The organism is Dermacoccus sp. GAS27A, from assembly GCF_044909235.1.
In the GTDB taxonomy this organism is placed as follows: Bacteria; Actinomycetota; Actinomycetes; order Actinomycetales; family Dermatophilaceae; genus Dermacoccus; species Dermacoccus nishinomiyaensis.
On record NZ_JBIYDW010000004.1, the window covers coordinates 45,203 to 68,827 of the forward strand.

Genomic DNA, 23,625 nt, shown 5'->3' on the forward strand with positions numbered 1-23,625 from the left:
CGGCGAAGGAGGCCTGCGCATGACGCGCGACGCTCTCGGCGTACCCGGTGACGGGGACGTCTCGACATCACGAACCACTCCCGACGACGGCCGCGTGGTCCTGTCGGCCCCCGAGATCGGTCGCGCTCTGCGCCGCATCTCTCACGAGATCCTCGAACGCAACAAGGGCGCGGACGATCTCGTCCTTCTTGGCATCCCGACGCGTGGCGCTCACCTCGCCCGCCGACTGGCCGACGCGCTCAAGGACGTCGAAGGCATCGACATCCCCGTCGGCACGCTCGACGTCACGATGTACCGCGACGACCTGCGTGCCAACCCCGCCCGCGTGGCGCATCAGAGCGACATCCCCGCAGCCGGCATCGACGGGCGCACCGTCGTCCTCGTCGACGACGTGCTCTTCTCCGGACGCACCGTGCGCGCAGCCCTCGACGCGCTCGGTGACCTCGGGCGCCCCAAGGCCGTCCGCCTCGCCGTCCTCGTCGACCGCGGCCACCGCGAACTGCCGATCCGCGCTGATCACGTCGGCAAGAATCTGCCGACGGCGACGAGCGAGCACGTGCGCGTACGCGTCGCCGAGACCGACGGCAGCGACGAGGTGCGCATCAGCGGCCCCGCCGCGCCGCAGCAGCGAAAGGACGCGTCGTGAAGCACCTCCTGTCGGCCGCAGACCTCACCCACGACGACGCCGAGATGATCCTCGAGACGGCCGCCGCCATGCACGACGTGCAGAACCGCGAGGTCAAGAAACTGCCCGCGCTGCGCGGACGCACCGTGGTCAACCTGTTCTTCGAGGACTCGACGCGCACCCGCAGCTCCTTCGAGATCGCCGGGAAATGGCTGTCTGCGGACGTCATCAACGTCAGTGCGAAGGGCTCGAGCGTCAGCAAGGGCGAGTCGCTACGCGACACCGTGATGACGGTCGCGGCCATGGGCGTCGACGGCCTCGTCATCCGCCACAACCGCAGCGGAGCGCCGCTGCAGGTGAGCCAGTGGGTCGACTGCATGGTGGTCAACGCCGGCGACGGCACCCACGAGCACCCGACGCAGGCGCTGCTCGACGCCTACACGATGCAGGCGCAGCTCGGCACGCTCGAGGGCAAGCACGTCGCGATCGTCGGTGACCTCACGCACAGTCGCGTCGTGCGCTCCAACCTCATCCTGCTCAAGACCCTCGGCGCGCACGTCACGCTCGTCGCGCCGCCGACGCTCATGCCGTCCGGCATCGCCGCCTGGGCTGCGCGCGACGGCTTCGACGTCAGCTACGACCTCGACGCCGTGCTGCCGCACGTCGACGCCGTCATGATGCTGCGCGTGCAGCGCGAACGCATGTCCGGCGGCTACTTCCCGACGCCGCGCGAGTACACCGTCGGGTATGGCCTGACGCGCGACCGCCTCGCGCTGCTGCCGCAGCATGCCGTCATCTGCCACCCGGGCCCGATGAACCGCGGCCTCGAGATCAGCCCCGACGCCGCCGACGAAGCACGCTCGAAGGTGCTCGACCAGGTGAGCGCCGGCGTCGCCGTGCGCATGAGCGTCCTGTACCACCTGCTCGCCTCGAACTCGACGGAAGGAGCTCAGGCATGAGCGACCACGCAGGCCCCGTTCTCATCACCGGCGCCGACGTCGTCGGCACCGGCGCGGCCGACATCCTCGTGCGTGACGGCGCCATCGCCGAGATCGGTACGAACCTCGACGCCGCCGGCGCGACGCGCGTCGACGCCGACGGACTCGTCGCGCTGCCCGGCCTCGTAGACCTCCACACCCACCTGCGCGAACCGGGCCGCGAGGACGCCGAGACGATCGCGACGGGTTCGGCGGCTGCCGCCGCCGGCGGCTTCACGTCCGTATTCGCGATGGCCAACACGAACCCCGTGACGGACACCGCCGAGGCCGCGGAGCGCATCGCCGAACTCGGGGAGCGCGTCGGGCTCGTCGACGTCCACCCCATCGGCGCCGTGACGAAGAACCTCGCCGGCGAGGAACTCGCCGAGCTCGGCCTCATGGCCCGCTCGCGCGCCGCCGTCCGGGTCTTCTCCGACGACGGCAAGTGCGTGCACGACAGCCGCCTCATGCGTCGCGCGCTCGAGTACGTCAAGGCGTTCGACGGCGTCGTCAGCCAGCATGCGCAGGACCCGAACCTCGCGGACGGCCAGGCCTGCTGCCACGAGGGTGAGATCTCCGGACGTCTCGGTCTGCCCGGTTGGCCCGGCGTCGCGGAGGAGGTCATCGTCGCGCGTGACGTCATGCTCGCGCGCCACACCGGCAGCCGCGTCCACGTCGCGCACGCGTCGACGGCGGGCACCGTCGAGGTGCTGCGCTGGGCGAAGTCGCTCGGCATCGCCGTGACCGCGGAGGCCACCCCACACCACCTCATGCTGCCGACGGACCTCGTCGAGAGCTACGACCCGGTCTACAAGGTCAACCCGCCGCTACGCCCGAGCGAGGACATCGAGGCCGTGCGCGAGGCGCTCGCCGACGGCACGATCGACATCGTCGCGACCGACCACGCGCCGCACGCGCGCCACGACAAGGAGCACGCGTTCGCGGACGCCGTGTTCGGCATGCTCGGCCTCGAGCAGGCGCTCGCCGTCGTCCACACGACGATGGTCGCCACGGGCCGCATGACGTGGCAGCAGGTCGCCGATGCGATGTCGACGAAGCCCGCCGCGATCGCCCGGCTGGGCTCGCACGGCCAGGGCCTCGTCGCCGGCGCACCCGCCAACATCACGCTCTTCGACCCGTCCGTCACCGTCACGGTGAACAAGGACGACTCGAAGTCGCTTTCCCGCAACAACCCCTGGCACGGCCGCACGCTCGAGGGCGCTGTGGTCTCGACGTACCTGCGCGGACGTCGCACCTTCCACGACGGAGAGGTTCAGCAGTGAACGACACCACCCCCGCCACGACGAAGCGCGCCAGTGCGTTCGTCTCGCGCGAACCGGCCTGCCTCGTCCTCGAGGACGGCCGCATCTTCCGCGGCCGCAGCTACGGCGCGATCGGCATGACGTTCGGTGAGGCCGTGTTCTCGACCGGCATGTCCGGCTACCAGGAGACGCTGACGGACCCGAGCTACCACAAGCAGGTCGTCGTCATGACGGCCCCGCACGTCGGCAACACGGGCATGAACGACGAGGACTACGAGTCGGGCAAGATCTGGGTGGCCGGCTACGTCGTGCGCGACCCCGCCCTCCGCCCGTCGAACTGGCGCTCGGTGCGCACCCTCGAGGACGACCTCGCCGAGCAGGGCATCGTCGGTATCTGCGACATCGACACACGCGCCCTGACGCGCCACCTGCGCGAGCGCGGCGCGATGCGCGTCGGTGTGTTCTCGGGTGCGGACGCCGCGAACAGCGACGCCGACCTGCTCGACGCGGTGAAGAACGCCCCGCAGATGGAGGGCTCCGAGCTCGCATCCGAGGTCGCGACGAAGGAGGCATACGTCGTCGAGGCGAAGGGTGAGAAGAAGTTCACCGTCGCGGCCGTCGACCTCGGTATCAAGTCGAACACGCCGCGGATGATGAGCGAGCGGGGCATCGAGGTGCACGTGCTGCCGGCGACGGTGGCGCTCGACGACATCACGGCGATCAACCCCGACGGCGTGTTCTTCTCGAACGGCCCCGGCGACCCGGCGACGGCGCCGCAGGTCGAGCTGCTGCGCGACGTGCTCGCGGCCGGCATCCCGTACTTCGGCATCTGCTTCGGCAACCAGCTGCTCGGGCGCGCGCTCGGGTTCGGCACGTACAAGCTGAAGTACGGCCACCGCGGCATCAACGTGCCGGTGCTCGACAAGGCGAGCGGCACCGTCGAGATCACCGCGCAGAACCACGGCTTCGCCGTCGACGCCCCGATCGAGGGATCGACGCAGGCGCCCAGCGACGCCGAACACGGCACGAGCTTCGGGCGCGTCGAGGTCTCGCACGTGTGCCTCAACGACGACGTCGTCGAAGGCCTGCGTTGCCTCGACATCCCGGCGTTCTCCGTCCAGTACCACCCCGAAGCCGCGGCCGGCCCGCACGACGCGGCATATCTGTTCGACCGCTTCGTCGAGATGATGAGCGACAACCAGAAGGTGAACGCCTGATGCCCAAGAACACCGACATCAAGAGCGTCCTCGTCATCGGCTCCGGCCCGATCGTCATCGGTCAGGCCGCCGAGTTCGACTACTCGGGGACGCAGGCCTGCCGCGTCCTGCGCGAGGAGGGCCTGCGCGTCATCCTCGTCAACTCGAACCCGGCGACGATCATGACCGACCCGGAGACGGCCGACGTCACGTACGTCGAGCCGATCACGCCGGAGATCGTGGAATCGATCATCGCCAAGGAGCGCCCGGACGCGGTGCTCGCGACTCTCGGTGGTCAGACCGCGCTCAACACCGCGATCGCGCTGCACAAGAACGGCGTCCTCGAGAAGTACGGCTGCCCGCTCATCGGCGCCAACGTCGAGGCGATCGAGCTCGGCGAGGACCGTGAGAAGTTCAAGGGCGTCGTCGAGCGCTGCGGCGCCGAATCGGCCAAGAGCCACATCTGCCACACGATGGACGAGGTGCTCGCCGCCGCCGACGACCTCGGCTACCCCGTCGTCGTGCGCCCGTCGTTCACGATGGGCGGCCTCGGTTCCGGCTTCGCCTACGACGAGACCGACCTGCGCCGTATGGCCGGCGCGGGCCTGCAGGCGAGCCCCGTGACCGAGGTGCTGCTCGAGGAGTCGATCCTCGGGTGGAAGGAGTACGAGCTCGAGGTCATGCGCGACCACGCCGACAACGTCGTCGTCGTCTGCTCGATCGAGAACTTCGACCCGATGGGCGTGCACACCGGTGACTCGATCACCGTGGCGCCCGCTCTGACGCTCACCGACCGCGAGTACCAGCGCATGCGCGACGTCGGCATCGCCGTCATCCGCGAGGTCGGCGTCGATACCGGTGGCTGCAACATCCAGTTCGCCATCAACCCGGCCGACGGGCGCATGATCGTCATCGAGATGAACCCGCGCGTGTCGCGTTCCTCGGCGCTCGCGTCGAAGGCGACCGGCTTCCCGATCGCGAAGATCGCCGCGAAGATGGCCATCGGTTACTCGCTCGACGAGGTGCCGAACGACATCACCGCCGAGACCCCGGCGAGCTTCGAGCCGACGCTCGACTACATCGTCGTCAAGGTGCCGCGCTTCGCGTTCGAGAAGTTCCCCGCCGCCGACCGCACGCTGACGACGACGATGAAGTCCGTCGGCGAGGCGATGGCGCTGGGCCGCAACTTCACCGAGGCGCTGCAGAAGGCGCTGCGCTCGATCGAACGCAGCGACGGCCAGTTCCACTGGGATCCGGCGAGCGAGGTGACGAGCCGCGACGAGGCACTCGAGATCCTCGAGCGCTCCAAGCAGCCGACGGACGGACGCATCGTCCTCGTGCAGCAGGCGCTGCGCGCGGGCCTCAGCGTCGAGGAGGTGCACGAGGCGACGAAGATCGACCCGTGGTTCCTCGACCAGATGCAGCTCATCAACGACGTCGCGTCCGAGATCGCGGCGGCGCCCCAGCTGACGCCCGACCTGCTGCGCCTGGCGAAGAAGCACGGTTTCTCCGACTCCCAGATCGCGCAGCTGACGGGCATGAAGCAGGACGTCGTGCGCGGCGTGCGTCATGCCCTCGGCGTGCGCCCGGTCTACAAGACGGTCGACACGTGCGCCGCCGAGTTCGCTGCCCAGACGCCGTACTACTACTCCTCCTACGACGAGGAGAGCGAGGTGCTGCCGCGCGAGAAGCCGGCCGTCATCATCCTCGGATCGGGCCCGAACCGCATCGGTCAGGGCATCGAGTTCGACTACTCGTGCGTGCACGCCTCGTTCGCGCTGCGTGACGCCGGGTACGACACGATCATGGTCAACTGCAACCCCGAGACCGTCTCGACGGACTACGACACGAGCTCGCGCCTGTACTTCGAGCCGCTGACGCTCGAGGACGTGCTCGAGGTCGTCCACGCCGAGAGCGAGGCCGGCCCGATCGCGGGCGTCATCGTCCAGCTCGGCGGTCAGACGCCGCTCGGGCTCGCGAAGGCGCTCAAGGACGAGGGGGTGCCGATCGTCGGCACCTCGCCGGAGGCCATCGACCTGGCGGAGGACCGCGGCGCGTTCGGGCGCGTGCTCGCCGAGGCGAAGCTGCCCGCGCCGCGTCACGGCATCGCCTTCTCGGCCGAGGAGGCCATCGAGGTCGCCCGCGAGATCGGCTACCCCGTGCTCGTGCGCCCGAGCTACGTGCTCGGCGGGCGCGGCATGGAGATCGTCTACGACGACGAGACGCTGCGCGGCTACGTCACGCGCGCGACGACGGCGTCGCCGGAGCACCCCGTGCTCGTGGACCGCTTCCTCGACGAGGCGATCGAGATCGACGTCGACGCGCTCTTCGACGGCGAGGACATGTACCTCGGCGGCATCATGGAGCACGTCGAGGAGGCCGGCATCCACTCCGGTGACTCCGCGTGCGTCCTGCCGCCCGCGACCCTCGGCACCGAAGAGCTCGAGCGCGTGCGCGCCTCGACGCTGGCGCTCGCGCAGGGCATCGGCGTGCGCGGCCTGATGAACGTGCAGTTCGCGCTCGCGCAAGACGTGCTCTACGTCCTCGAGGCCAACCCGCGCGCCTCGCGCACCGTCCCGTTCGTCGCGAAGGCGACGTCTGTGCCGCTCGCGAAGGCCGCGGCGCGCGTCATGCTCGGCGCCTCGATCGCCGACCTGCGCACCGAAGGGCTGCTACCGCCGAGCGGCGACGGCGCCAAGCTGCCGATGGACGCGCCCGTCGCCGTCAAGGAGGCCGTGCTGCCCTTCCAGCGCTTCCGCACCGCCGAGGGGCAGGTCGTCGACTCGCTGCTCGGGCCGGAGATGCGCTCCACGGGTGAGGTCATGGGCATCGACGCCGACTTCGCCACGTCGTTCGCCAAGGCGCAGCTCGGCGCAGGGCAGGGGCTGCCGACGTCAGGCACCGTGTTCGTCTCGTGCGCGAACCGCGACAAGCGCGCGATGCTGTTCCCGATCAAGCGTCTCGTCGACCTCGGCTTCGAGATCCTCGCGACGCCCGGGACGTCGGATGTGCTGCGCCGCAACGGAATCGCCTCGACCGTGGTGCGCAAGCACTCCGAAGGCCCCGGGCCGGACGGGGAGAAGACGATCGTGTCGCAGATCCTCGACGGCGAGGTCGCGATGATCGTCAACACGCCGTCCGGGTCGGATGCACGCGCTGACGGCTACGCGATCCGCGCGGCAGGGACGTCGATGAACGCGCCGATCCTCACGACGGTGCAGGAGCTCGCGGCCGCCGTGCAGGCCATCGAGGCCAGCATGCACGGCTCGTACGCGGTGAAGTCGCTGCAGGAGCACGCACGCGACCTCGACATGTACGGCACGCGCTGAGGCAGGTCGACATCGCCGGATCGACGCCGGTGACGGCTGCGACGACCTCGGGTGACGAGGGTGCCGTGAGTGGCTCCCGAGAGCCCAAGGACGTCGTCGCCGTCACCGGTGAACTCATCTCGACGCGACGTGTCGGCGCGTTCGTCGCGCACACGTTCGTCGCGGCGGGCATCGCCGAACTCGCGCGACCGGGGCAGCTCGTCTCGCTCGCCGTCGGAGACGACGCCTCCGCCATCGTGACGCGCCGTGCCCTGCCGCTTCGCTCGGTGACGCCGAGCGGCACGTACGGCGGCACCGTCGAGGTCGTCGTCGACCCCGATGCGGACGCCGGTTCGGCGTGGCTGGCTGCGCGGCGCCTGCACGACGAGGTGAGCATCCTCGGCCCGCTCGGACGGGGTTTCCCGATTCCGACGAACCCGGTGCCCGTCGTCGTCGCAGCGGTCGGGGCGGGCGCGGCGTCGACCGTGTGGCTCGTCGAGACGCTGCGCCGCGCGGGCTGCCAGGTACCGCGGGTCGTCATCGGCGGTGAGGACGAGCGTCGGCTGCTCGGCGTCATCGAGGCGCGACGGCTCGTCGGCAGCGTCACGACGGTGGTGCCCGACGCGGGCGCGGGGGAGGACCTCGCGTATCGCGTGCAGGTGGCGCTGGATGCAACGCTGCGTCAGCACGAGACGGCCCTCGTGTATGCGAGCGGCGACGTGACGTCCTTGGCCGCGATCACCGCTGCGGCGCAACGGCATTCGGTTCCCGTGCAGGCCGCGTTCGGCGTGCCGATGCCCTGTGGAACCGGGTTGTGCAGGGCGTGCGCGCTGCCCGTCGCGAACGCGGCCGGGGAGGTGACGCCCGTGCGTTGCTGCACCGAAGGGCCCGTCCTGCCCGCCGATCGGATGGCGTGGGCGCAGTTGCTCGAGGTCTCGGCATGAGCGGGGCACTCTCGACGACGCTGGGGTTGAACAAGCTCGACTCACCCTTCATCGCGGCTTCTGGGTGTGCGGGGTACGGGCACGAACTCGTGCGCTGGGGTGGGCTCGGCGCGTTCGGTGCGCTCGTCACGCCGTCGCTGACGGTGGAGGCGCAGGACGCGTCGCGCGAACGCGTCATCGTCGAATCGCCGTCAGGGATCGTGCACCCGCACGACACGCCCAACGTCGGCGCGAACTCGCTCAGCGCGACGCGTCTGCCGTGGGAGGTGACGGCGCCGACACCCGTCATCGTCTCCATCGCGGGTGCGACGAGCGGCGACTTCGCCGACGCGGCCGCGGCCGTACGGCGACGGACGGCGCTGCGTGGGGTGCTCGGCGTCGAGGTCAATCTCTCGGTCGCCAACGAGGCGAACAACGGGCGAGCGTTCGCCGGCGACGAGTACGCAGTGACGAAGGTGATCGCGCGCGTGCGGGAGCACCTGCCGCGCAACGTCATGCTCGCGGCGAAGCTGACGCTCGGTACCGACCTCGTCGAGTTGTCGCGCGCCTGCCTCAAGTCGGGTGCTGACGCACTCGTGCTCGGGCACGCTCCGGTCGCCTCCAGCATCGACGTGACGACGCTGCGCCCGCGCGCGGGCACCCGTGCTGCGATGGCCGGGCCGGCGTTGCTGCCGCTGACGGTCGGTGGCGTGTTCGAGGTGACGGCCGCCATGGTGGCCGGTCGGTTGCCGACGGCACCCATCATCGCCGGGGGAGGTATCGCGAGCGTCGACGCCGTCGTGCAGGCGCTCGCCGCGGGAGCTTCGGCCGTCCAGGTGGGTTCGGCGCTCTTCCGCGATCCACGCGCCGGGGTGACGCTGCGGGACGGGCTTGCCGGTTTCCTCGCCGAGCGCGATCTCACCGTCGCCGGGCTCGTCGGGGCGGCGCATGCGTGACGTGACGCGCCGTGTGGTCGTGCACGACAGCGACCGCCACGCCATGGAAGCGCGTGCATTCCGCGTGCGATCGACGGCGGTTCGGCTCGTGCGTGACGCCGGCAAGCATGTCATCCAGGCGCGCTGGGCCTCATCCTCGAACGGCCCACGGCGGCCGGGCTCGTGCGCGAGGCAGCCAGGGCCGAAGTCCTTTCCTGTTCATGTTTCGTCTTCACGGAGGTTCCCATGACCACATCTGCTGAACCCGCTGCACTTGACGGTGCCGGTTTCGGCGCTCGGCTCGCGGCGACGCAGGCGCGCTTCGGGCCGGCGTGCGTCGGCATCGACCCGCACCGCTCGCTCGTCGAGTCGTGGGGGCTCGATTACTCCTACTCCGGTGTCGAGCGGTTCGCGCTGACGTGCGTCGAGGCGTTCGGTGGGCGGGTCGCATCGGTGAAACCGCAGTCCGCCTTCTTCGAGGTGTTCGGCGCGCGGGGGGTGGCGCTGCTGGAGCGCGTGACCGCGCAGCTGCGCGCGGCGGGAACGCTCGTCGTCCTCGACGTGAAGCGCGGCGACATCGGCACGACGATGACGGCGTACGGCGAGGCGTTCCTCGGCAAGGATGCGCCGGAACCCGCGGATGCCATCACCGTGAGCCCGTACCTCGGATACGAGTCGCTGCGGCCGGCGCTCGATCTCGCGCGTGACACCGGGCGCGGCGTGTTCGTGCTCGCGCTGACGTCGAACCCGGAGGGTGCGGGCGTGCAGCACGCCGTCACGCCGGGCGGCACCGTGGCGGGCGACATCGTGGCCGCCGCGACGCGCGACAACGCCGACGCGGCAGCGCGAGGGGAGTGGGGCCACGTCGGGTTCGTCATGGGCGCGACGATCGGTTCGGCCCTCGACGACCTCGGTCTGGGTGGCGCTCTCGCTGCCTCGAACGCGCCGATCCTCGCGCCCGGTTTCGGCGCACAGGGCGGCACCGTCGAGTCGATGCGATCGGTGTTCGGCGAGTCCATCTCACGCGTCATCCCGACGACGTCACGCGACGTCCTCAAGGCTGGCCCCTCCGTCGACGGGCTCGTCGCCGCCGTCGAGCGCACGCGTGAGTCGGTGGCCGGCCTCCGCTGAGCGGAGACAGGCATCGCGAGGCGCCCGGGCCGACTTGTGCCGGCGCTCCCCAGACGGTGCAGAACCGCACCGATTGGCAGATCGGCGGCGTCGGTGCGACCTGAGATGACGCTCGTGTGGTGCGCGCACCCATGTGAAAGGATGAGCGAACCGCTGATCGGGGCGGGCGTTGACGAAAGGGCATGGCGGTGAGTGCACGACTGGTCGTTCTGGCCGGGCCGACGGCTGTCGGCAAGGGGACGGTGGCCGCGTACATCCGTGAGCACTATCCCGAGGTGTGGCTGTCGGTGTCCGCGACGACGCGCCCGCCACGTCCGGGTGAGGTGGACGGTGTTCACTACTACTTCATGACGGACGACGAGTTCGCCGAGATGGCCGCGAACGGTGGTTTCCTCGAGCACGCCATCGTCCACGGTCGGGCGTCGTACGGCACGCCGAAGGCGCCCGTGGAGCAGGCCATCGCCGACGGCCGCCTCCCGCTGCTCGAGATCGACCTGCAGGGCGCGCGTCAGGTCAAGCAGAACGCCCCCGATGCGTTCTTCGTCTTCCTCGCGCCGCCGAGCTGGGACGAACTCGTTCGCCGACTCGTCGGCCGCGGCACCGAAACCCCCGAAGAGCGTGAGCGCCGCCTCCAGACCGCGAAGGTCGAACTTGCGGCGCAGAGCGAGTTCGACCACGTCATCGTCAACGACGATGTTCGGCGTGCCTCCGAAGAACTCGTATCATTGATGAGAACACCTGAACACTGAGGCACGTTCGCCTGCCCGCTCGCCGCGCATCACGCGCAGCGACGGCGGCCACGCGCCCCGAGGAGAAGAGTGACACATGTCCGGAACGAAGGCCGAGCCCATCGGCATCACCAACCCGCCCATCGACGACCTGCTCGAGATCGCGGACAGCAAGTACGCCCTCGTCACGTACGCGAGCAAGCGCGCCCGTCAGATCAACGGCTACTACAGCCAGCTCGCCGACGGCCTGCTCGACAACGTCGGCCCGCTCGTCGACGCCCAGCCGCAGGACAAGCCGCTCTCCATCGCGCTGCGCGAGATGAACGAGGGCCTGCTCTCCATCGAGAAGCTCGAAGCCTGAGTCGATCTCGCACATGCGCATCGTTCTCGGTGTGACAGGGGGCATCGCTGCCTACAAGGCGGCGTTGCTCCTTCGCCTTTTCACAGAAGCCGGCCACGACGTGACGGTCGTGCCCACCGCGTCAGCGCTCGAGTTCGTCGGCGCCCCGACGTGGGAGGCACTCTCCGGCAAGCCCGTGCAGACAGGCGTGTTCGAGAACGTCGCGCAGGTTCCGCACGTCCGGCTCGGGCAGAACGCCGACCTCGTCGTCGTCGCCCCCGCGACGGCCGACGTCCTCGCCAAGGCCGCGGCTGGCATGGCGAACGACCTGCTCACCAACACCCTGCTGACGGCGCGCTGCCCCGTCGTCATGGCGCCGGCGATGCACACCGAGATGTGGCTGCACCCCGCGACGCAGGCGAACGTCGCGACGCTGCGCTCGCGTGGCGCGACGATCGTCGAGCCCGCGTCCGGGCGGCTGACGGGCGCCGACACCGGCGCCGGGCGCCTGCCCGACCCCGACGTCATCCGTGACGCGGCCCTCGCGGCTGCGGCGAGCGGAGAGCGACGTGGCGGCGCCACCGCGGGTGGCTTGGGCGAGACCACCGGGCGCGAGGAGGACGCCGTCACCCCGTCAGGCGCTCTGGCCGGCCGGACCGTGCTCGTCACCGCCGGCGGCACGCGCGAGGCCATCGACCCGGTGCGTTACCTCGGCAACCGCAGCAGCGGCAAGATGGGTTTCGCCATCGCGGCGGCGGCCGCCGATCGCGGCGCCGACGTCACGTTCGTCACGACGATGCAGCCCCCGGCCGACCTCGCGCAGCGCGTCCGCGTCGTCAGCGTGGAGAGCGCCCTTCAGATGCGTGACGCGGTGCTCGCGGCGACGCCCGACGTCCTCGTCATGGCGGCCGCGGTCGCCGACTTCCGTCCCGACCACGTCGCGGACGCCAAGATCAAGAAGATCCACGGCGACGACTCGGCGCCCGTCATCACCCTCGTACGCAACCCGGACATCCTCGCCGAGGCGGTGCGTCAGCGTGATGCAGAGCTTCAGCCGACAGCCCCGTCGACGAACGTGTCGAGCCGTGTCATCGTCGGCTTCGCGGCCGAGACGGGTGACGCTGACGGCGATGTTCTCCACCACGCCCGCGCGAAACTGGCCCGCAAGGGCTGCGACGTCCTCGTCGCGAACGAGGTGGGTGACGGCGTGACGTTCGGTCAGGATTCGTCGACGGCTCACCTACTGCGCCGCGGCAGTGATGACGTCGTCACGGTCGGCCCGGCGCCCAAGTCTCACATCGCGGCGGCGCTGCTCGATCTCGTCGCCGACCTCGTCCCCTCTCAGTAACATCAACGATGGGTGCGTCGCACCCAGCCAGCAGCCGCTGCCCTAAGGAGTCATTCCGTTGTCTCGTCTCTTCACGTCCGAATCCGTCACCGAGGGCCACCCCGACAAGATCTGCGACCAGATCAGTGACGCGATTCTCGACGACATGCTGCGTCAGGACCCGCAGGCCCGTGTGGCCGTCGAGACGATGGTGACGACGGGTCTCGTCCACGTCGCCGGCGAGGTGCGCACCGAGGGGTACACGGACGTCGCGAAGCTCGTGCGCAAGGTGATCACGAACGTCGGCTACGACTCGTCCGAAAAGGGTTTCGACGGCCACAGCTGCGGCATCTCCGTCTCGATCGGCGCTCAGTCCGAGGACATCGCGCAGGGCGTGGACAGCGCTCACGAGCACCGCGTCGGCGGCGGCGAGGACCCCCTCGACAGCCAGGGCGCGGGCGACCAGGGCCTCATGTTCGGCTACGCGTGCGACGACACGCCAGAGTTCATGCCGCTGCCGATCCACCTCGCGCACCGCCTCTCCGAGCGCCTGACGAGCGTCCGCAAGAACGGCGACCTCGACTACCTGCGCCCCGACGGCAAGACGCAGGTGACGATCTCCTACGACGGTGACAAGGCCGTCGCGCTCGACACGCTCGTGCTGTCGACGCAGCACGACGCCGGCATCGACCTGGACGGCCAGCTCGCGCCCGACATCACGCGTCACGTCATCGAGCCCATCATCGCGGAGCTCGCGGCGAGCGGCGTCACACTCGACACGAACGAGATGCGTCAGCTCATCAACCCGACCGGCAAGTTCGTCATCGGTGGCCCGATGGGCGACGCGGGCCTCACCGGCCGCAAGATCATCGTCGACACCTACGGCGGCATGGCCCGCCATGGCGGCGGCGCCTTCTCCGGGAAGGACCCGTCGAAGGTCGACCGTTCGGCTGCGTACGCGATGCGCTGGGTGGCGAAGAACGTCGTCGCTGCGGGCCTCGCGAAGCGCTGCGAGGTGCAGGTCGCGTACGCCATCGGCAAGGCGCAGCCCGTCGGCCTCTACGTCGAGTGCTTCGGCACGGAGACGAAGCCGCTCGACGCCATCCAGAAGGCCATCGCGGACACGTTCGACCTGCGTCCGGCCGCTATCGTCGACGCGCTCGACCTGCTGCGCCCCATCTACCAGCCGACGGCCGCGTACGGCCACTTCGGTCGCACGAGCGCCGACGGCGTCGAGAACCCCTTCACGTGGGAGCAGACGAACCGCATCGAAGAGCTGCAGCGCGCGGCCGGCTGAGAGGCGTGATCCGTGCCGCGACCCGCTCGATCGGGCGGCGGCACGGTTGCGTTCAGGCCCCGAAACTCCCGGGATGCCGGGGTTGTCGGAGCACTCGTGTAGAGATGAGGTCATGACGAGCGACGACGTGCACGCCGCGAGCAGCGAACAACTCGCGCTGCTGCGCGACGCCGCGCGCGCCAAGGCACGCGGGGACGATGCCGGCAGCGCGAAGGCTGCTACGGGCGACGGCGGGAGCGAACGGGTCGCCGTGGTCTGGCCGATGCTCGAGGTGCCGCACCTCGATCGCGAGTTCGAGTACCGCATCCCCGCCGAACTGGCCGACGACGTGCGCTTCGGCGTCGCCGTCAAGGTGCGTTTCCACGGCAAGCGCATCACCGGGTACGTCGTCGGCGTGCGCGAGACCCCCGAGTTCACCGGCACGCTGAGCCCGCTGCTCGCCGTCGTGTCGCCCGAGGCCGTGCTCACCGAGCACATCTGGCAGGTGGCGCACGCCGTTGCCGCTCGCATGGGCGGTACCGTCTCCGACGTCCTGCGCCTCGCGATCCCACCGCGGCACGCACGCGCCGAGAAGGCACTCGACGAGCGGATGGCGAATGCGTCGGCGGCGGGTCGATCGATGCCCGAGGTGGCTGAGGCCGGGAACGCTGGTCCTGACGCCGCTTCGGCTGTGCCGGCTGAGCGTGACGACGAGGCTTCGGCTGTCACGGGCGGCGCTGCTGCCCATGATGGTGCGGCTGTCGCTGATAACGAGGCTGCTCCTGGCGAGGCGCTCGCGTCGTGCGGCGGGCATGCCTCGACGAGCGCGACGTCCAGCGGCGCGGTTGCGGCCGACGGGCCTGCACCGGGCGATGATATGGCCTCGACGAGTCATGCGACGAGCGGCGCGGTGGCGGCCAGTGCGCCGGCGCCGCTCAGCGCGTGGCGTCACTACGCCGGGGGATTGAGCCTGCTCACGCATCTTGCCGCGGGGGAGAACCCGCGTGGTTCCTGGGATGTCGCGCCCGGGCTGTTCGGCCCGGATGCCTGGCCTGCCGCCGTCGCGGACGCCGCGGCAGCGGTGCGCGATTCTGGGCGCTGCACCGTCGTCGTCGTGCCCGACGGGCGGGATGTCGATCGCGTCGCCGCGGCGTGTTCGGCCCGGTTGGGCGAGGATCAAGTCGTCACCCTCACGGCGGACATGGGTCCGCAGGCCCGCTACACCGCGTTTCTCAAGGCGCTGCGCGGCCTCGCCGATGTCGTCGTCGGAACGCGCGCGGCGATGTTCGCTCCGGTGCCCGACCTCGGCCTCGTCGTGTGGTGGGACGACGCCGACACCCTTCACGTCGACCCGCACGCGCCGTATCCGCACGTCGGAGCCGTGCTCGAGACTCGCGCCGACCTCGCCCCGGCCGCCCTGTTGAGCGCGGGCGCCGTGCCGTCGGTGCGGGTGCAGGCCCAGGTCGAGGCCGGCGTCAGTGTCCCCGTCGACCCCGTCGAACGCACGAGCGCGCGCGTCGTCGTCACGGGCGACGACCGCAGCGTCGAGCGTCACGGCGCCGCAGCCCGCGCGCGCATCCCCGCCGAGGCATGGCAGGGCGCGACCCGCGCGTTGCAGGACGGGCCGGTGCTCGTCCAGGTGCCGCGCCGCGGGTACATCCCGACGATCGCGTGCGCCCGGTGCCGCACGAAGTCGACCTGCGACGTGTGCCACGGGCCGCTCGGGCTCGACGGCGAGCACAGCGCCCCGACCTGCCGGTGGTGCGGCCACGTCGCGCACGTGCTGACCTGCCCCGAGTGCGGCAGCCACGAGATCCGGTCGCTGACGATCGGGGCCGGACGCACCGCCGAAGAACTGGGCCGTGCGTTTCCCGGGGTGCCGGTGCGGCGCTCCGGGGCGCCGGACGTGCTCGCGAGCGTGCCCGACGAGCCCGCGCTCGTCATCTGCACCCCCGGTGCTGAACCCGTCGCCGAGAACGGGTACAGCGCCGCGATCCTGCTCGACGCATGGGCCCTGCTCGACCGGGGCGGGCTCGACGCCGGTCAGCGTGCCCTCACGCACTGGTGCGCCGCGGCGGGCCTCGTGCGCCCGGCGTCGACGGGCGGCGTCGTCTACCTTGCGGGCGTGCCCCGGCACGTGCCGTTTCCCGCCGTCGAGGCGCTCGTGCGTTGGGCGCCGCGGTGGTTCGCGGCGCGTGAACTCGCCGAGCGCGCCGAGGTGATGCTGCCACCCGCCACGCGGATGGCAGCGCTCGAGGGCCCGCGACGCGCGGCCGCTCGGTACGCCGAAGCGCTCGAGAAGGCGGCGCGCGAGCACGACGTCAGCGTCGACGTACTCGGCCCGCTGCCGCTGCGGCGCCGGCACGTGTTCGACCGGGCGACGCCCCAGCGTCAGGCCACGTCGTCGGACGACGACGAGTCGCTCGTGCGCTTCCTCGCGCGGTGGAACGACCCGACCGATGCAGACGTCCCGGCGCTGCTGCGCGCCCTCACCGCGTCACGCTCAGCCGCGCGCGAACCCGTCATCACGGTGCGCCTCGACCCGCTCCTGGACGGCCTGGCATGACGAGCCCGAGCCGCTCCGCCCGCTACGGTGGCGCCATGATGTCTGGACCTAACCTCACGAGCGGCCTCACCTCGAGTGCCGGCCGCCGCGCCCGGGCGATCGACCTCGACGACCTCGACGGCCCCGACGCCGGCGACCTCGCGAGCCTCGCCGACCTGGGTGACGCGCCGCAGCCGAGCCCGGTCGACATGGTCGTGTTCGACATCGGCAACGTGCTCGTGCGCTGGCAGCCGCGCGCGGCACTGCTCGACGCCGTCGGCGAGGACGCGGCGACAGCGCTGCTCACCGACCCCGAACTCGACTTCTTCGCACACAACCTCGCCGCTGACGGCGGGCGCGCGTGGCGCGAGATCGTCGCCGAGATCGACGAGCGACACCCGCACCACACGGCCGCGGCGCAGGCCTACATCGACAACTTCCACCTCGCCATCGCCGACCCGATCGCGGGCAGCGTCGCCATCGTGCGCGAACTCGCTGAGGCGGGTGTGCCACTGTTCGCGCTGACCAACTTCAGCGCCGAGCTGTTCGAGGTCGCCCGTTCGCTGCACGGCGACGTGCTCGACCTGTTCGAGGAGATCATCGTCTCCGGCGAGGAGGGCGTGACGAAGCCCGACCCGGAGATCTGGGAGATCCTCGAAGAGGTGACGCGCCACCGCGGCGGGTTGAGCGACGCCGTCTTCATCGACGACTCAGCCGCCAACGTCATGGGGGCCGAGCAAGCCGGCCTCGACGCGATCCTGTTCACCGACCCCGACACCCTGCGCGACGATCTGCGCCTGCGCGGGCTGCCGTTGGAGCCGTCAGCCGGCCCGCGCCAGACGAGTGCCGGCGTGTCCGAGACGCCCGACGGCACCGCCGGGGCCGGCGCGGCTCAGCACTAGACTGATTCCTCACGACTCACCCCCTGCGGAGCTGCGCGAGCCGCCCGCTCGAACCGACGAAGGGCCCACCAGCCGATGCGCGTAGTTTTCGCCGGAACCCCGGAGGCGGCTCTGCCGTCGTTGCGGGCCCTGCTCGATTCGGCCCACGAGGTCGTTGCCGTCGTGACGCGCCCCGAGGCGCGTCAGGGGCGCGGGCGCAAGACGTCGCCGTCGCCGGTGCACGAGCTCGCGCTCGAGGCAGGCCTCGAGGTGCTGACGCCGACGAAACCGTCCGACGACGACTTCGTCGCGCGGCTGCGCGAACTCGAGCCCGACGCCGCGCCGATCGTCGCGTACGGCGGGCTCATCCCGCCGTCGGTGCTCGCGATTCCGCGGCACGGCTGGATCAACCTGCACTTCTCGCTGCTGCCCGCCTGGCGTGGCGCCGCACCCGTGCAGCACGCCCTCATGGCCGGTGACGACGTGACGGGCGCCTCGACGTTCCTGCTCGAGGAGGGGCTTGACACCGGGCCCGTCTTCGGCACGATGACGGAGGCGATCGGCCCCACCGACACCTCCGGCGACCTGCTGACACGCCTCGCCGAAGGTGGTGCGTCCCTGCTCGTGTCGACGCTCGACGCCCTCGCGAACGGTGACGTGACGCCGATTCCGCAACCTCGCGACGGTGTCTCGCTCGCGCCCAAGATCCAGGTCGACGACGTGCGTCTCGACTTCTCGGTGCCCGCGTTCGCCGTCGACCGCCGTATCCGCGGCGCGTCTCCGGCGCCCGGGGGGTGGGCGATGCTGCGTGGTGAGCGCGTCAAGCTGCTGCGCAGCCGCCTCGCCGACGCCGACGGGTGCCCGCCGCTGACACCCGGCGAGCTGCACGCCACGAAGACGCAGGTGTTCGCCGGCGCACTCGGCGGCGTCGTCGAACTGCTCGAGGTGCAGCCGCACGGCAAGAAGGTCATGCGTGCCGCCGACTGGGCGCGCGGGCTGCGTTTGAACGAAGGCGAGAGCTTCGGTGAGTGACGAACGACGCGGCGGCAGCGGCTCCAGCCGCCAGAGTGGCGGACAGGGCGGCCGTGACGAACGACGTATGGGCGGCCCCGGGCGCGACGGCCGAGGCGCGCAGCGGAGCGCCGGTCGTGGAGAACAACCTCCACGCGACGATCGCCGTGACGCGCGGGGCCGTCAGCGTTCGGATGCGCGCTTGCGCGGCGCGGGCCACCGCAGTGAGCAGGCGCCGTCAGCGCGCCGGCGCACGGGTGATCCCGCCCGCAGTGCGGCGCTCGCCGTCCTGCGCGCCGTCGACGACGGTGCCTACGCCAACCTCGAGATGCCGAAGGTCCTCACGCGCCATGATCTGAGTGGCCGCGACGCGGCGTTCGCCACGGAGCTGGCCCTCGGCACCATCCGTCGACAGGGGTTCTACGACCGCGTCATCGAGACGGGCTCGGGTCGCGCGCCGTCGCAGATCGACCCGGTCGTGCTCGCCGTGCTGCGCCTCGGCGTGCACCAGATCCTGTCGATGCGTGTGCCCGTCCACGCCGCCACGTCGGAGACCGTCGCCCTCGCCCGCGAGCACGCCGGCTCGGGTGCGGCGGGTTTCGTCAACGCCGTCCTGCGACGCGCGGGGGAGCGCGACCGTGAGACGTGGATCGCCGACCTCACGCGCAGTGTCGATGACGCCGACGAGGTGCGCGCCGTCGCGACTTCCCATCCGCGCTGGGTCGTCTCGGCGCTGCGCCAGTCGCTGCGCGGCCACAGAGCCGCGGGCGGGGACGGTCAAGCGAGCCTCGACGACGCACTCGACGCGCTGCTCGAGGCCGACAACACGCCTCCGCGCGTCAGCCTCGTCGCCCGCCCGGGCCTTGCCACCGTCGACGAGCTCGTCGCATCCGGAGCCGAGGCGAGCGACCTGTCGCCGGTCGGTGCGGTGCTGCCGTTCGGTGACCCCGCGAACATTCCCGCGATCCGGCAGACGAGGGCTGCGGTGCAGGACGAAGGTTCGCAGCTGCTCGCCCTCGCACTCGCCGACGCTGACGTGCCGCCGCGCACGGCATCGGGCGATGACGCACGCGAGGATTGGCTCGACCTGTGCGCCGGCCCCGGCGGCAAGGCCGCGCTGCTCGGCGCGGTCGCGCACCTGCGCGGCGACGTCCTCTATTGCAACGAGGCGAGCGAGCACCGCACGGACCTCGTGCGGCGCACCCTGCGCGCGCTGCTCGACGACGGCGCGGAGATCTACATCGGCACCGGCGACGGGCGCGACCTCGGTCGTGAGGAGCCCGGCACCTACGACCGCGTGCTGCTCGACGCGCCCTGCACCGGCCTCGGCGCGCTGCGCCGTCGCCCCGAGTCGCGCTGGCGCCGTCAACCCTCGGACGTCGCGGAACTTTCCGCTCTGCAGGTCGAACTGCTCGACTCCGCGATCGACGCGACGCGTGCGGGCGGCGTCATCGGATACGCGACGTGCTCGCCGCACCCCGCAGAGACCCTCGCCGTCGTCGCGGAGGTGCTCGGACGGCGCGACGACGTCGTCCAGGAGGACGCCTGGCCGCTGTTCCGCGACGCGTTCGACGAGCCCATCGAGCGCGTCGGCGACCTGCCGTCCGTCCAGTTGTGGCCGCATCTGCACGGCACCGACGCCATGTTCTTCGCCCTCCTGAGAAAGAAGTGACCCGCATGACCGACGCCCGTGACGTCCGCATCTCGCCGAGCATCCTCTCCGCCGATTTCGCCAACCTCGAACGCGAGCTCGACGCCATCAACAACGCCGACTGGGCGCACGTGGACGTCATGGACAACCACTTCGTGCCCAACCTGACGCTCGGGCTGCCGGTCGTCGAGTCGCTGCTGAAGGTGAGCCCGATCCCGCTCGATGCGCACCTCATGATCGACGACCCCGACCGCTGGGCGCCCGCCTACGCCGAGGCCGGGTGCAAGAGCGTGACGTTCCACGTCGAGGCCGCGGCCGACCCGAAAAAGCTCGCACGCGACATCCGCGCGGCCGGAGCTCGCGCGTCGATGGCGATCAAGCCGAACACGCCGTGGGAGCCGTACGCAGATCTGCTGCCCGAGCTCGACATGGTGCTCGTCATGACGGTCGAGCCCGGCTTCGGTGGCCAGTCGTTCATGGCGGAGCAGATGCCGAAGGTGCGCGCGGTGCGCGAGAGCATCCGCACGCACGGCGGTGACGTGTGGGTGCAGGTCGACGGCGGCGTCTCGGCCAAGACGATCGAGCAGTGCGCCGAAGCCGGTGCCGACACCTTCGTCGCGGGATCGGCCGTCTACGGTGCCGAGTCCGCTGCCGCCGCGATCGACGAGCTGCGTGCCCTGGCTGCGGGGCACGCGCACTGAACTGACGTGTGTCGCACCGAGCGGGGTGGGCGAGCTTGCGAGGGAAGACGCGCAGAAGAGCGCGAAGGAGTAACATGTTGGGCGTGTACCCGGGGTAGGTGAAATTCCTAGCCGGCGGTGAAAGTCCGCGACCCGGCCCGCTTCGACAGGGGTCGGTTGACTCGGTGAGATTCCGAGACCGACGGTTAAAGTCCGGATGGGAGGTTGCACGCGGTTGTTCGCGCTCTGCGCGGGCGGCCGACGAGCCGTTGCGGCGTGCCTGAGGGCATCGCGCGTGGCGTTTCGGCCGATGTCGTCGGCGCCTTCGTGGGGTGCGGCGGGCGTCAGCTTTCTCGTGCCCCGGTGATCGGTTGTTCGATCGGACCGGAAGGCATCTCGTGAGACTCGAGCGTCATAGCGCCATGGAGCGCGCCGCGCAGCTGGCTGCGCTATCGCCGCGTGTCGACCCCAATCCTCGTGTCGGGTGCGTCGTCGTCGACGCTGACGGCGTCATCCTCGCGGAGGGCTACCACCGCGGCGCGGGCACGTGGCACGCCGAGGCCGCGGCCATCAACGAAGCGATCGCGACGGGCGTCGACCTGCGTGGCGCGACGGCGTACGTCACCCTCGAACCCTGCTCGCACACCGGGCGCACCCCGTCGTGCGCGCGCGCTCTGATCCGCGCCGGCGTCGCCCGTGTTGTCTTCGGCCAACCCGACCCCAACGGCGCGGCCGCCGGGGGAGCGCAGATCCTGCGCGAGGCAGGCGTCGCCGTCGAACAAGACGACACCCTCGCGGCTGCGAGCCGAGACCTCAACGCGGACTGGACGTTCTCCGTCACCCACGCGCGCCCGTTCGTGCGCTGGAAGTACGCCTCGACCCTCGACGGGTTCAGCGCGGCGTCGGACCACACGTCCCAGTGGATCACCGGCCCGGTCGCGCGCGTCGACGTCCACGCGCAGCGTGCCGAGCACGGCGCGATCGTCGTCGGCACCGGCACCGTTCTCGCCGACGACCCGCAGCTCACAGTCCGCGACGCCCAGGGACGCGCGGGGGTGCAGCAACCGTTGCGCGTCGTCGTCGGCGACACCCCGATCCCCGACACCGCCCGCGTGCTCGACGACGCCGCTTCCACCCTCGTGCTGCCCCGGCAGAGCCCGACCGACGTCCTCGCCGCGCTGCACGCGCGCGGCATTCACGCCGTCTGGCTCGAAGGTGGACCGACGCTGGCCGCGGTGTTCCTGCGTGCCGGGCTCGTCGACGAGATCGTCGCCTATCTCGCCCCCGCCCTGCTCGGCGCGGGCCGCCCCGCGGCCGCCGACCTCGACATTACGACGATCGCGGAGGCCCGCCGCTTCGACCTCGTCGACGCCACGACGCTGCCCTCGAACGAACCGCCCACCACCGACCTGCGCCTGCGCCTGCGTCCCACGAAGGAGATCTGATGTTCACCGGAATCATCGAAGCGACCGGCACGCTCGAGCGCATCGAGCACACCGCCGACGCGGCGATCCTCACGATCGCGGGCGCCGCCGTCCTCGACGACGCCCACCACGGCGACAGCATCGCCGTCGACGGCGTGTGCCTGACGGTGACCACGTTCGACGAGCAGCGTTTCAGCGTTGACGTCATGAAGGAGACGCTCGATCGCACGAGCCTGGGCGCGCTCGTGCCGGGCAGCCGGGTCAACCTCGAATGCGCCATGAGCGCGCAGGCACGGTTCGGCGGTCACGTCGTGCAGGGCCACGTGGATGCGACCGTCCGCATCACCGCCATCGAACCGGGGGAGCGCTGGAGCGTCGTGCGTTTCGACCTGCCCGTCGACCTGGCGCCCTACGTCGTGGAGAAGGGTTCGGTGACGCTCGACGGCGTGTCGCTCACGGTCGCCTCGCGCCAGGAGGCGTCGTTCAGCGTCAGCCTCATCCCGACGACGCTCGAGCTGACGACGTTCGGCGCCGCCCGCGTCGGTGATCTCGTCAACGTGGAGGTCGACGTGCTCGCCAAGTACGTCGAGCAGATGCTCGCGCCGCGCCTCGCTGCGCTCGACATCCGTCTCGTGGAACTCGACGCCCGCCTGGCGGCCTCCGAGGGGCGCGCATGAGCATCTGGGAACAGGCCTACTCGGCGCACCTGACGATCGGCGGTGCGCAGATCACGTGGCGCGAGATCATCGGCAACGCGTTCGGGATGGCGTCCGCGATCGGTGGCATGCGCCGCAAGGTGTGGGCGTGGCCGGTCGGCATCATCGGCAACATGCTGCTGTTCACCGTGTTCGCCGGGCTCGTGTTCGGCATGGACGATCGCGCGCCGATGCTCGGTCAGGCCGGGCGGCAGATCTTCTTCATCATCACGAGCCTGTACGGCTGGTGGGTGTGGCGCGCGAGCCGCCGCGACGGCACGAGCGGTGAGGCCGTCACGCCGCACTGGGCGAGCACGAGCCAGCGCATCGGCTACCTGCTCGCCTGGGGCGCGGGCGTCGTCGTCGTGCACTGGATCTTCACGCTGATCGGCGCGGGTTGGCCGGCGCCGTGGTGGTACTTCTGGTGCGACGCCTGGATCTTCGTCGGCTCCCTGCTCGCGACGTTCGCGATGGCGCGCGGCTGGAACGACTTCTGGCTCATGTGGATCGCAGTCGACGCCGTCGGCGTGCCCGAGCTCATCTATTCCAAGTACTACCCGAGCGCCGTGTTGTACGCGCTCTACGCAGCCCTCGTCGTCGTCGGATTCGTGCAGTGGGTGCGCATCTCACGCCCCCACAGCTTCGCCGAACGCGAGATGGAAGCGGCCTGAGCGATGCACAGCCCGTCGAAGCAGACCGAGACGATGAAA

At 70.8% G+C, this 23,625-nt stretch carries 20 protein-coding genes and 1 riboswitch; all 20 genes read left to right on the forward strand.

From position 1 onward, the window contains the following. Positions 1-19 precede the first annotated feature (19 nt). Positions 20-646 (forward strand): bifunctional pyr operon transcriptional regulator/uracil phosphoribosyltransferase PyrR, encoded by a 627-nt coding sequence (gene pyrR, locus ABH936_RS05350; protein ID WP_006943833.1) that lies wholly within the window; start codon positions 20-22, stop codon positions 644-646. Next, positions 643-1,584 (forward strand): aspartate carbamoyltransferase catalytic subunit, encoded by a 942-nt coding sequence (locus ABH936_RS05355; RefSeq protein ID WP_006943772.1) that lies wholly within the window; start codon positions 643-645, stop codon positions 1,582-1,584. The genes pyrR and ABH936_RS05355 overlap by 4 nt, the downstream gene beginning before the upstream one ends. Continuing rightward, the gene (locus ABH936_RS05360; RefSeq protein ID WP_038568505.1) at positions 1,581-2,885 is read left to right on the forward strand and encodes a dihydroorotase; all 1,305 of its coding nucleotides are present in this window, start codon (positions 1,581-1,583) and stop codon (positions 2,883-2,885) included. The genes ABH936_RS05355 and ABH936_RS05360 overlap by 4 nt, the downstream gene beginning before the upstream one ends. Continuing rightward, positions 2,882-4,081 (forward strand): glutamine-hydrolyzing carbamoyl-phosphate synthase small subunit, encoded by a 1,200-nt coding sequence (gene carA / locus ABH936_RS05365; protein ID WP_404602777.1) that lies wholly within the window; start codon positions 2,882-2,884, stop codon positions 4,079-4,081. The genes ABH936_RS05360 and carA overlap by 4 nt, the downstream gene beginning before the upstream one ends. Then, positions 4,081-7,389, forward strand: coding sequence for a carbamoyl-phosphate synthase large subunit (carB, locus tag ABH936_RS05370; RefSeq protein ID WP_038568502.1), 3,309 nt, complete (start codon positions 4,081-4,083; stop codon positions 7,387-7,389). Before carA ends, carB begins: the two co-directional genes overlap by 1 nt. Positions 7,390-7,454: 65 nt before the next feature. Continuing rightward, entirely contained in the window at positions 7,455-8,312 is an 858-nt protein-coding gene (locus tag ABH936_RS05375; protein WP_404602778.1) for a hypothetical protein, read from the forward strand. After that, positions 8,309-9,247 (forward strand): dihydroorotate dehydrogenase, encoded by a 939-nt coding sequence (locus ABH936_RS05380; protein ID WP_404602779.1) that lies wholly within the window; start codon positions 8,309-8,311, stop codon positions 9,245-9,247. Before ABH936_RS05375 ends, ABH936_RS05380 begins: the two co-directional genes overlap by 4 nt. A gap of 225 nt (positions 9,248-9,472) precedes the next feature. Continuing rightward, positions 9,473-10,357: an orotidine-5'-phosphate decarboxylase gene (pyrF, locus tag ABH936_RS05385; protein ID WP_404602780.1), complete on the forward strand. Its 885-nt coding sequence runs from the start codon at positions 9,473-9,475 to the stop codon at positions 10,355-10,357. A gap of 182 nt (positions 10,358-10,539) precedes the next feature. Next, positions 10,540-11,106, forward strand: a complete 567-nt coding sequence (gmk, locus tag ABH936_RS05390; RefSeq protein WP_404602781.1) for a guanylate kinase — start codon at positions 10,540-10,542, stop codon at positions 11,104-11,106. Positions 11,107-11,182: 76 nt separating this feature from the next. After that, positions 11,183-11,446, forward strand: a complete 264-nt coding sequence (gene rpoZ / locus ABH936_RS05395) for a DNA-directed RNA polymerase subunit omega (RefSeq protein ID WP_006943764.1) — start codon at positions 11,183-11,185, stop codon at positions 11,444-11,446. Positions 11,447-11,459: 13 nt separating this feature from the next. Further along, complete coding sequence (locus tag ABH936_RS05400) at positions 11,460-12,773, forward strand: bifunctional phosphopantothenoylcysteine decarboxylase/phosphopantothenate synthase (protein WP_404602782.1); 1,314 nt, start codon at positions 11,460-11,462, stop codon at positions 12,771-12,773. Positions 12,774-12,831: 58 nt separating this feature from the next. After that, positions 12,832-14,049, forward strand: a complete 1,218-nt coding sequence (gene metK / locus ABH936_RS05405) for a methionine adenosyltransferase (protein WP_144694911.1) — start codon at positions 12,832-12,834, stop codon at positions 14,047-14,049. 112 nt (positions 14,050-14,161) lie between these two features. Further along, positions 14,162-16,594, forward strand: coding sequence for a hypothetical protein (locus ABH936_RS05410; RefSeq protein ID WP_051805922.1), 2,433 nt, complete (start codon positions 14,162-14,164; stop codon positions 16,592-16,594). A gap of 35 nt (positions 16,595-16,629) precedes the next feature. Further along, positions 16,630-17,475: an HAD family phosphatase gene (locus ABH936_RS05415; RefSeq protein ID WP_260853055.1), complete on the forward strand. Its 846-nt coding sequence runs from the start codon at positions 16,630-16,632 to the stop codon at positions 17,473-17,475. Between the two features lie 75 nt (positions 17,476-17,550). Beyond that, on the forward strand, positions 17,551-18,486 hold the full coding sequence (gene fmt, locus ABH936_RS05420) for a methionyl-tRNA formyltransferase (RefSeq protein ID WP_115296155.1): 936 nt from the start codon (positions 17,551-17,553) through the stop codon (positions 18,484-18,486). Between the two features lie 181 nt (positions 18,487-18,667). Continuing rightward, positions 18,668-20,137 carry an RsmB/NOP family class I SAM-dependent RNA methyltransferase gene (locus ABH936_RS05425; protein WP_038568489.1) on the forward strand — a complete coding sequence of 490 codons (1,470 nt, stop codon included), beginning with the start codon at positions 18,668-18,670 and terminating at the stop codon, positions 20,135-20,137. Positions 20,138-20,142: 5 nt separating this feature from the next. Further along, positions 20,143-20,817: a ribulose-phosphate 3-epimerase gene (gene rpe / locus ABH936_RS05430; protein WP_038570995.1), complete on the forward strand. Its 675-nt coding sequence runs from the start codon at positions 20,143-20,145 to the stop codon at positions 20,815-20,817. An 81-nt stretch (positions 20,818-20,898) separates the two neighbouring features. Further along, positions 20,899-21,029: riboswitch (FMN riboswitch) on the forward strand. A gap of 189 nt (positions 21,030-21,218) precedes the next feature. Beyond that, positions 21,219-22,241, forward strand: coding sequence for a bifunctional diaminohydroxyphosphoribosylaminopyrimidine deaminase/5-amino-6-(5-phosphoribosylamino)uracil reductase RibD (gene ribD / locus ABH936_RS05435; RefSeq protein ID WP_404602783.1), 1,023 nt, complete (start codon positions 21,219-21,221; stop codon positions 22,239-22,241). Then, positions 22,241-22,897: a riboflavin synthase gene (locus ABH936_RS05440; protein WP_144694907.1), complete on the forward strand. Its 657-nt coding sequence runs from the start codon at positions 22,241-22,243 to the stop codon at positions 22,895-22,897. Before ribD ends, ABH936_RS05440 begins: the two co-directional genes overlap by 1 nt. Further along, entirely contained in the window at positions 22,894-23,586 is a 693-nt protein-coding gene (locus ABH936_RS05445) for a nicotinamide mononucleotide transporter family protein (RefSeq protein ID WP_144694905.1), read from the forward strand. The genes ABH936_RS05440 and ABH936_RS05445 overlap by 4 nt, the downstream gene beginning before the upstream one ends. Positions 23,587-23,625: the final 39 nt, after the last annotated feature.

Coding starts and splice junctions, on each gene's coding strand:
- ribD (WP_404602783.1), top strand. CDS start 21,219: ATGGAGCGCGCCGCGCAGCTGGCTGCGCTATCGCCGCGTGTCGACCCC.
- ABH936_RS05380 (WP_404602779.1), top strand. CDS start 8,309: ATGAGCGGGGCACTCTCGACGACGCTGGGGTTGAACAAGCTCGACTCA.
- ABH936_RS05410 (WP_051805922.1), top strand. CDS start 14,162: ATGACGAGCGACGACGTGCACGCCGCGAGCAGCGAACAACTCGCGCTG.
- gmk (WP_404602781.1), top strand. CDS start 10,540: ATGGCGGTGAGTGCACGACTGGTCGTTCTGGCCGGGCCGACGGCTGTC.
- rpoZ (WP_006943764.1), top strand. CDS start 11,183: ATGTCCGGAACGAAGGCCGAGCCCATCGGCATCACCAACCCGCCCATC.
- pyrR (WP_006943833.1), top strand. CDS start 20: ATGACGCGCGACGCTCTCGGCGTACCCGGTGACGGGGACGTCTCGACA.
- carB (WP_038568502.1), top strand. CDS start 4,081: ATGCCCAAGAACACCGACATCAAGAGCGTCCTCGTCATCGGCTCCGGC.
- ABH936_RS05400 (WP_404602782.1), top strand. CDS start 11,460: ATGCGCATCGTTCTCGGTGTGACAGGGGGCATCGCTGCCTACAAGGCG.
- fmt (WP_115296155.1), top strand. CDS start 17,551: ATGCGCGTAGTTTTCGCCGGAACCCCGGAGGCGGCTCTGCCGTCGTTG.
- ABH936_RS05445 (WP_144694905.1), top strand. CDS start 22,894: ATGAGCATCTGGGAACAGGCCTACTCGGCGCACCTGACGATCGGCGGT.
- rpe (WP_038570995.1), top strand. CDS start 20,143: ATGACCGACGCCCGTGACGTCCGCATCTCGCCGAGCATCCTCTCCGCC.
- ABH936_RS05440 (WP_144694907.1), top strand. CDS start 22,241: ATGTTCACCGGAATCATCGAAGCGACCGGCACGCTCGAGCGCATCGAG.
- ABH936_RS05415 (WP_260853055.1), top strand. CDS start 16,630: ATGATGTCTGGACCTAACCTCACGAGCGGCCTCACCTCGAGTGCCGGC.
- ABH936_RS05360 (WP_038568505.1), top strand. CDS start 1,581: ATGAGCGACCACGCAGGCCCCGTTCTCATCACCGGCGCCGACGTCGTC.
- pyrF (WP_404602780.1), top strand. CDS start 9,473: ATGACCACATCTGCTGAACCCGCTGCACTTGACGGTGCCGGTTTCGGC.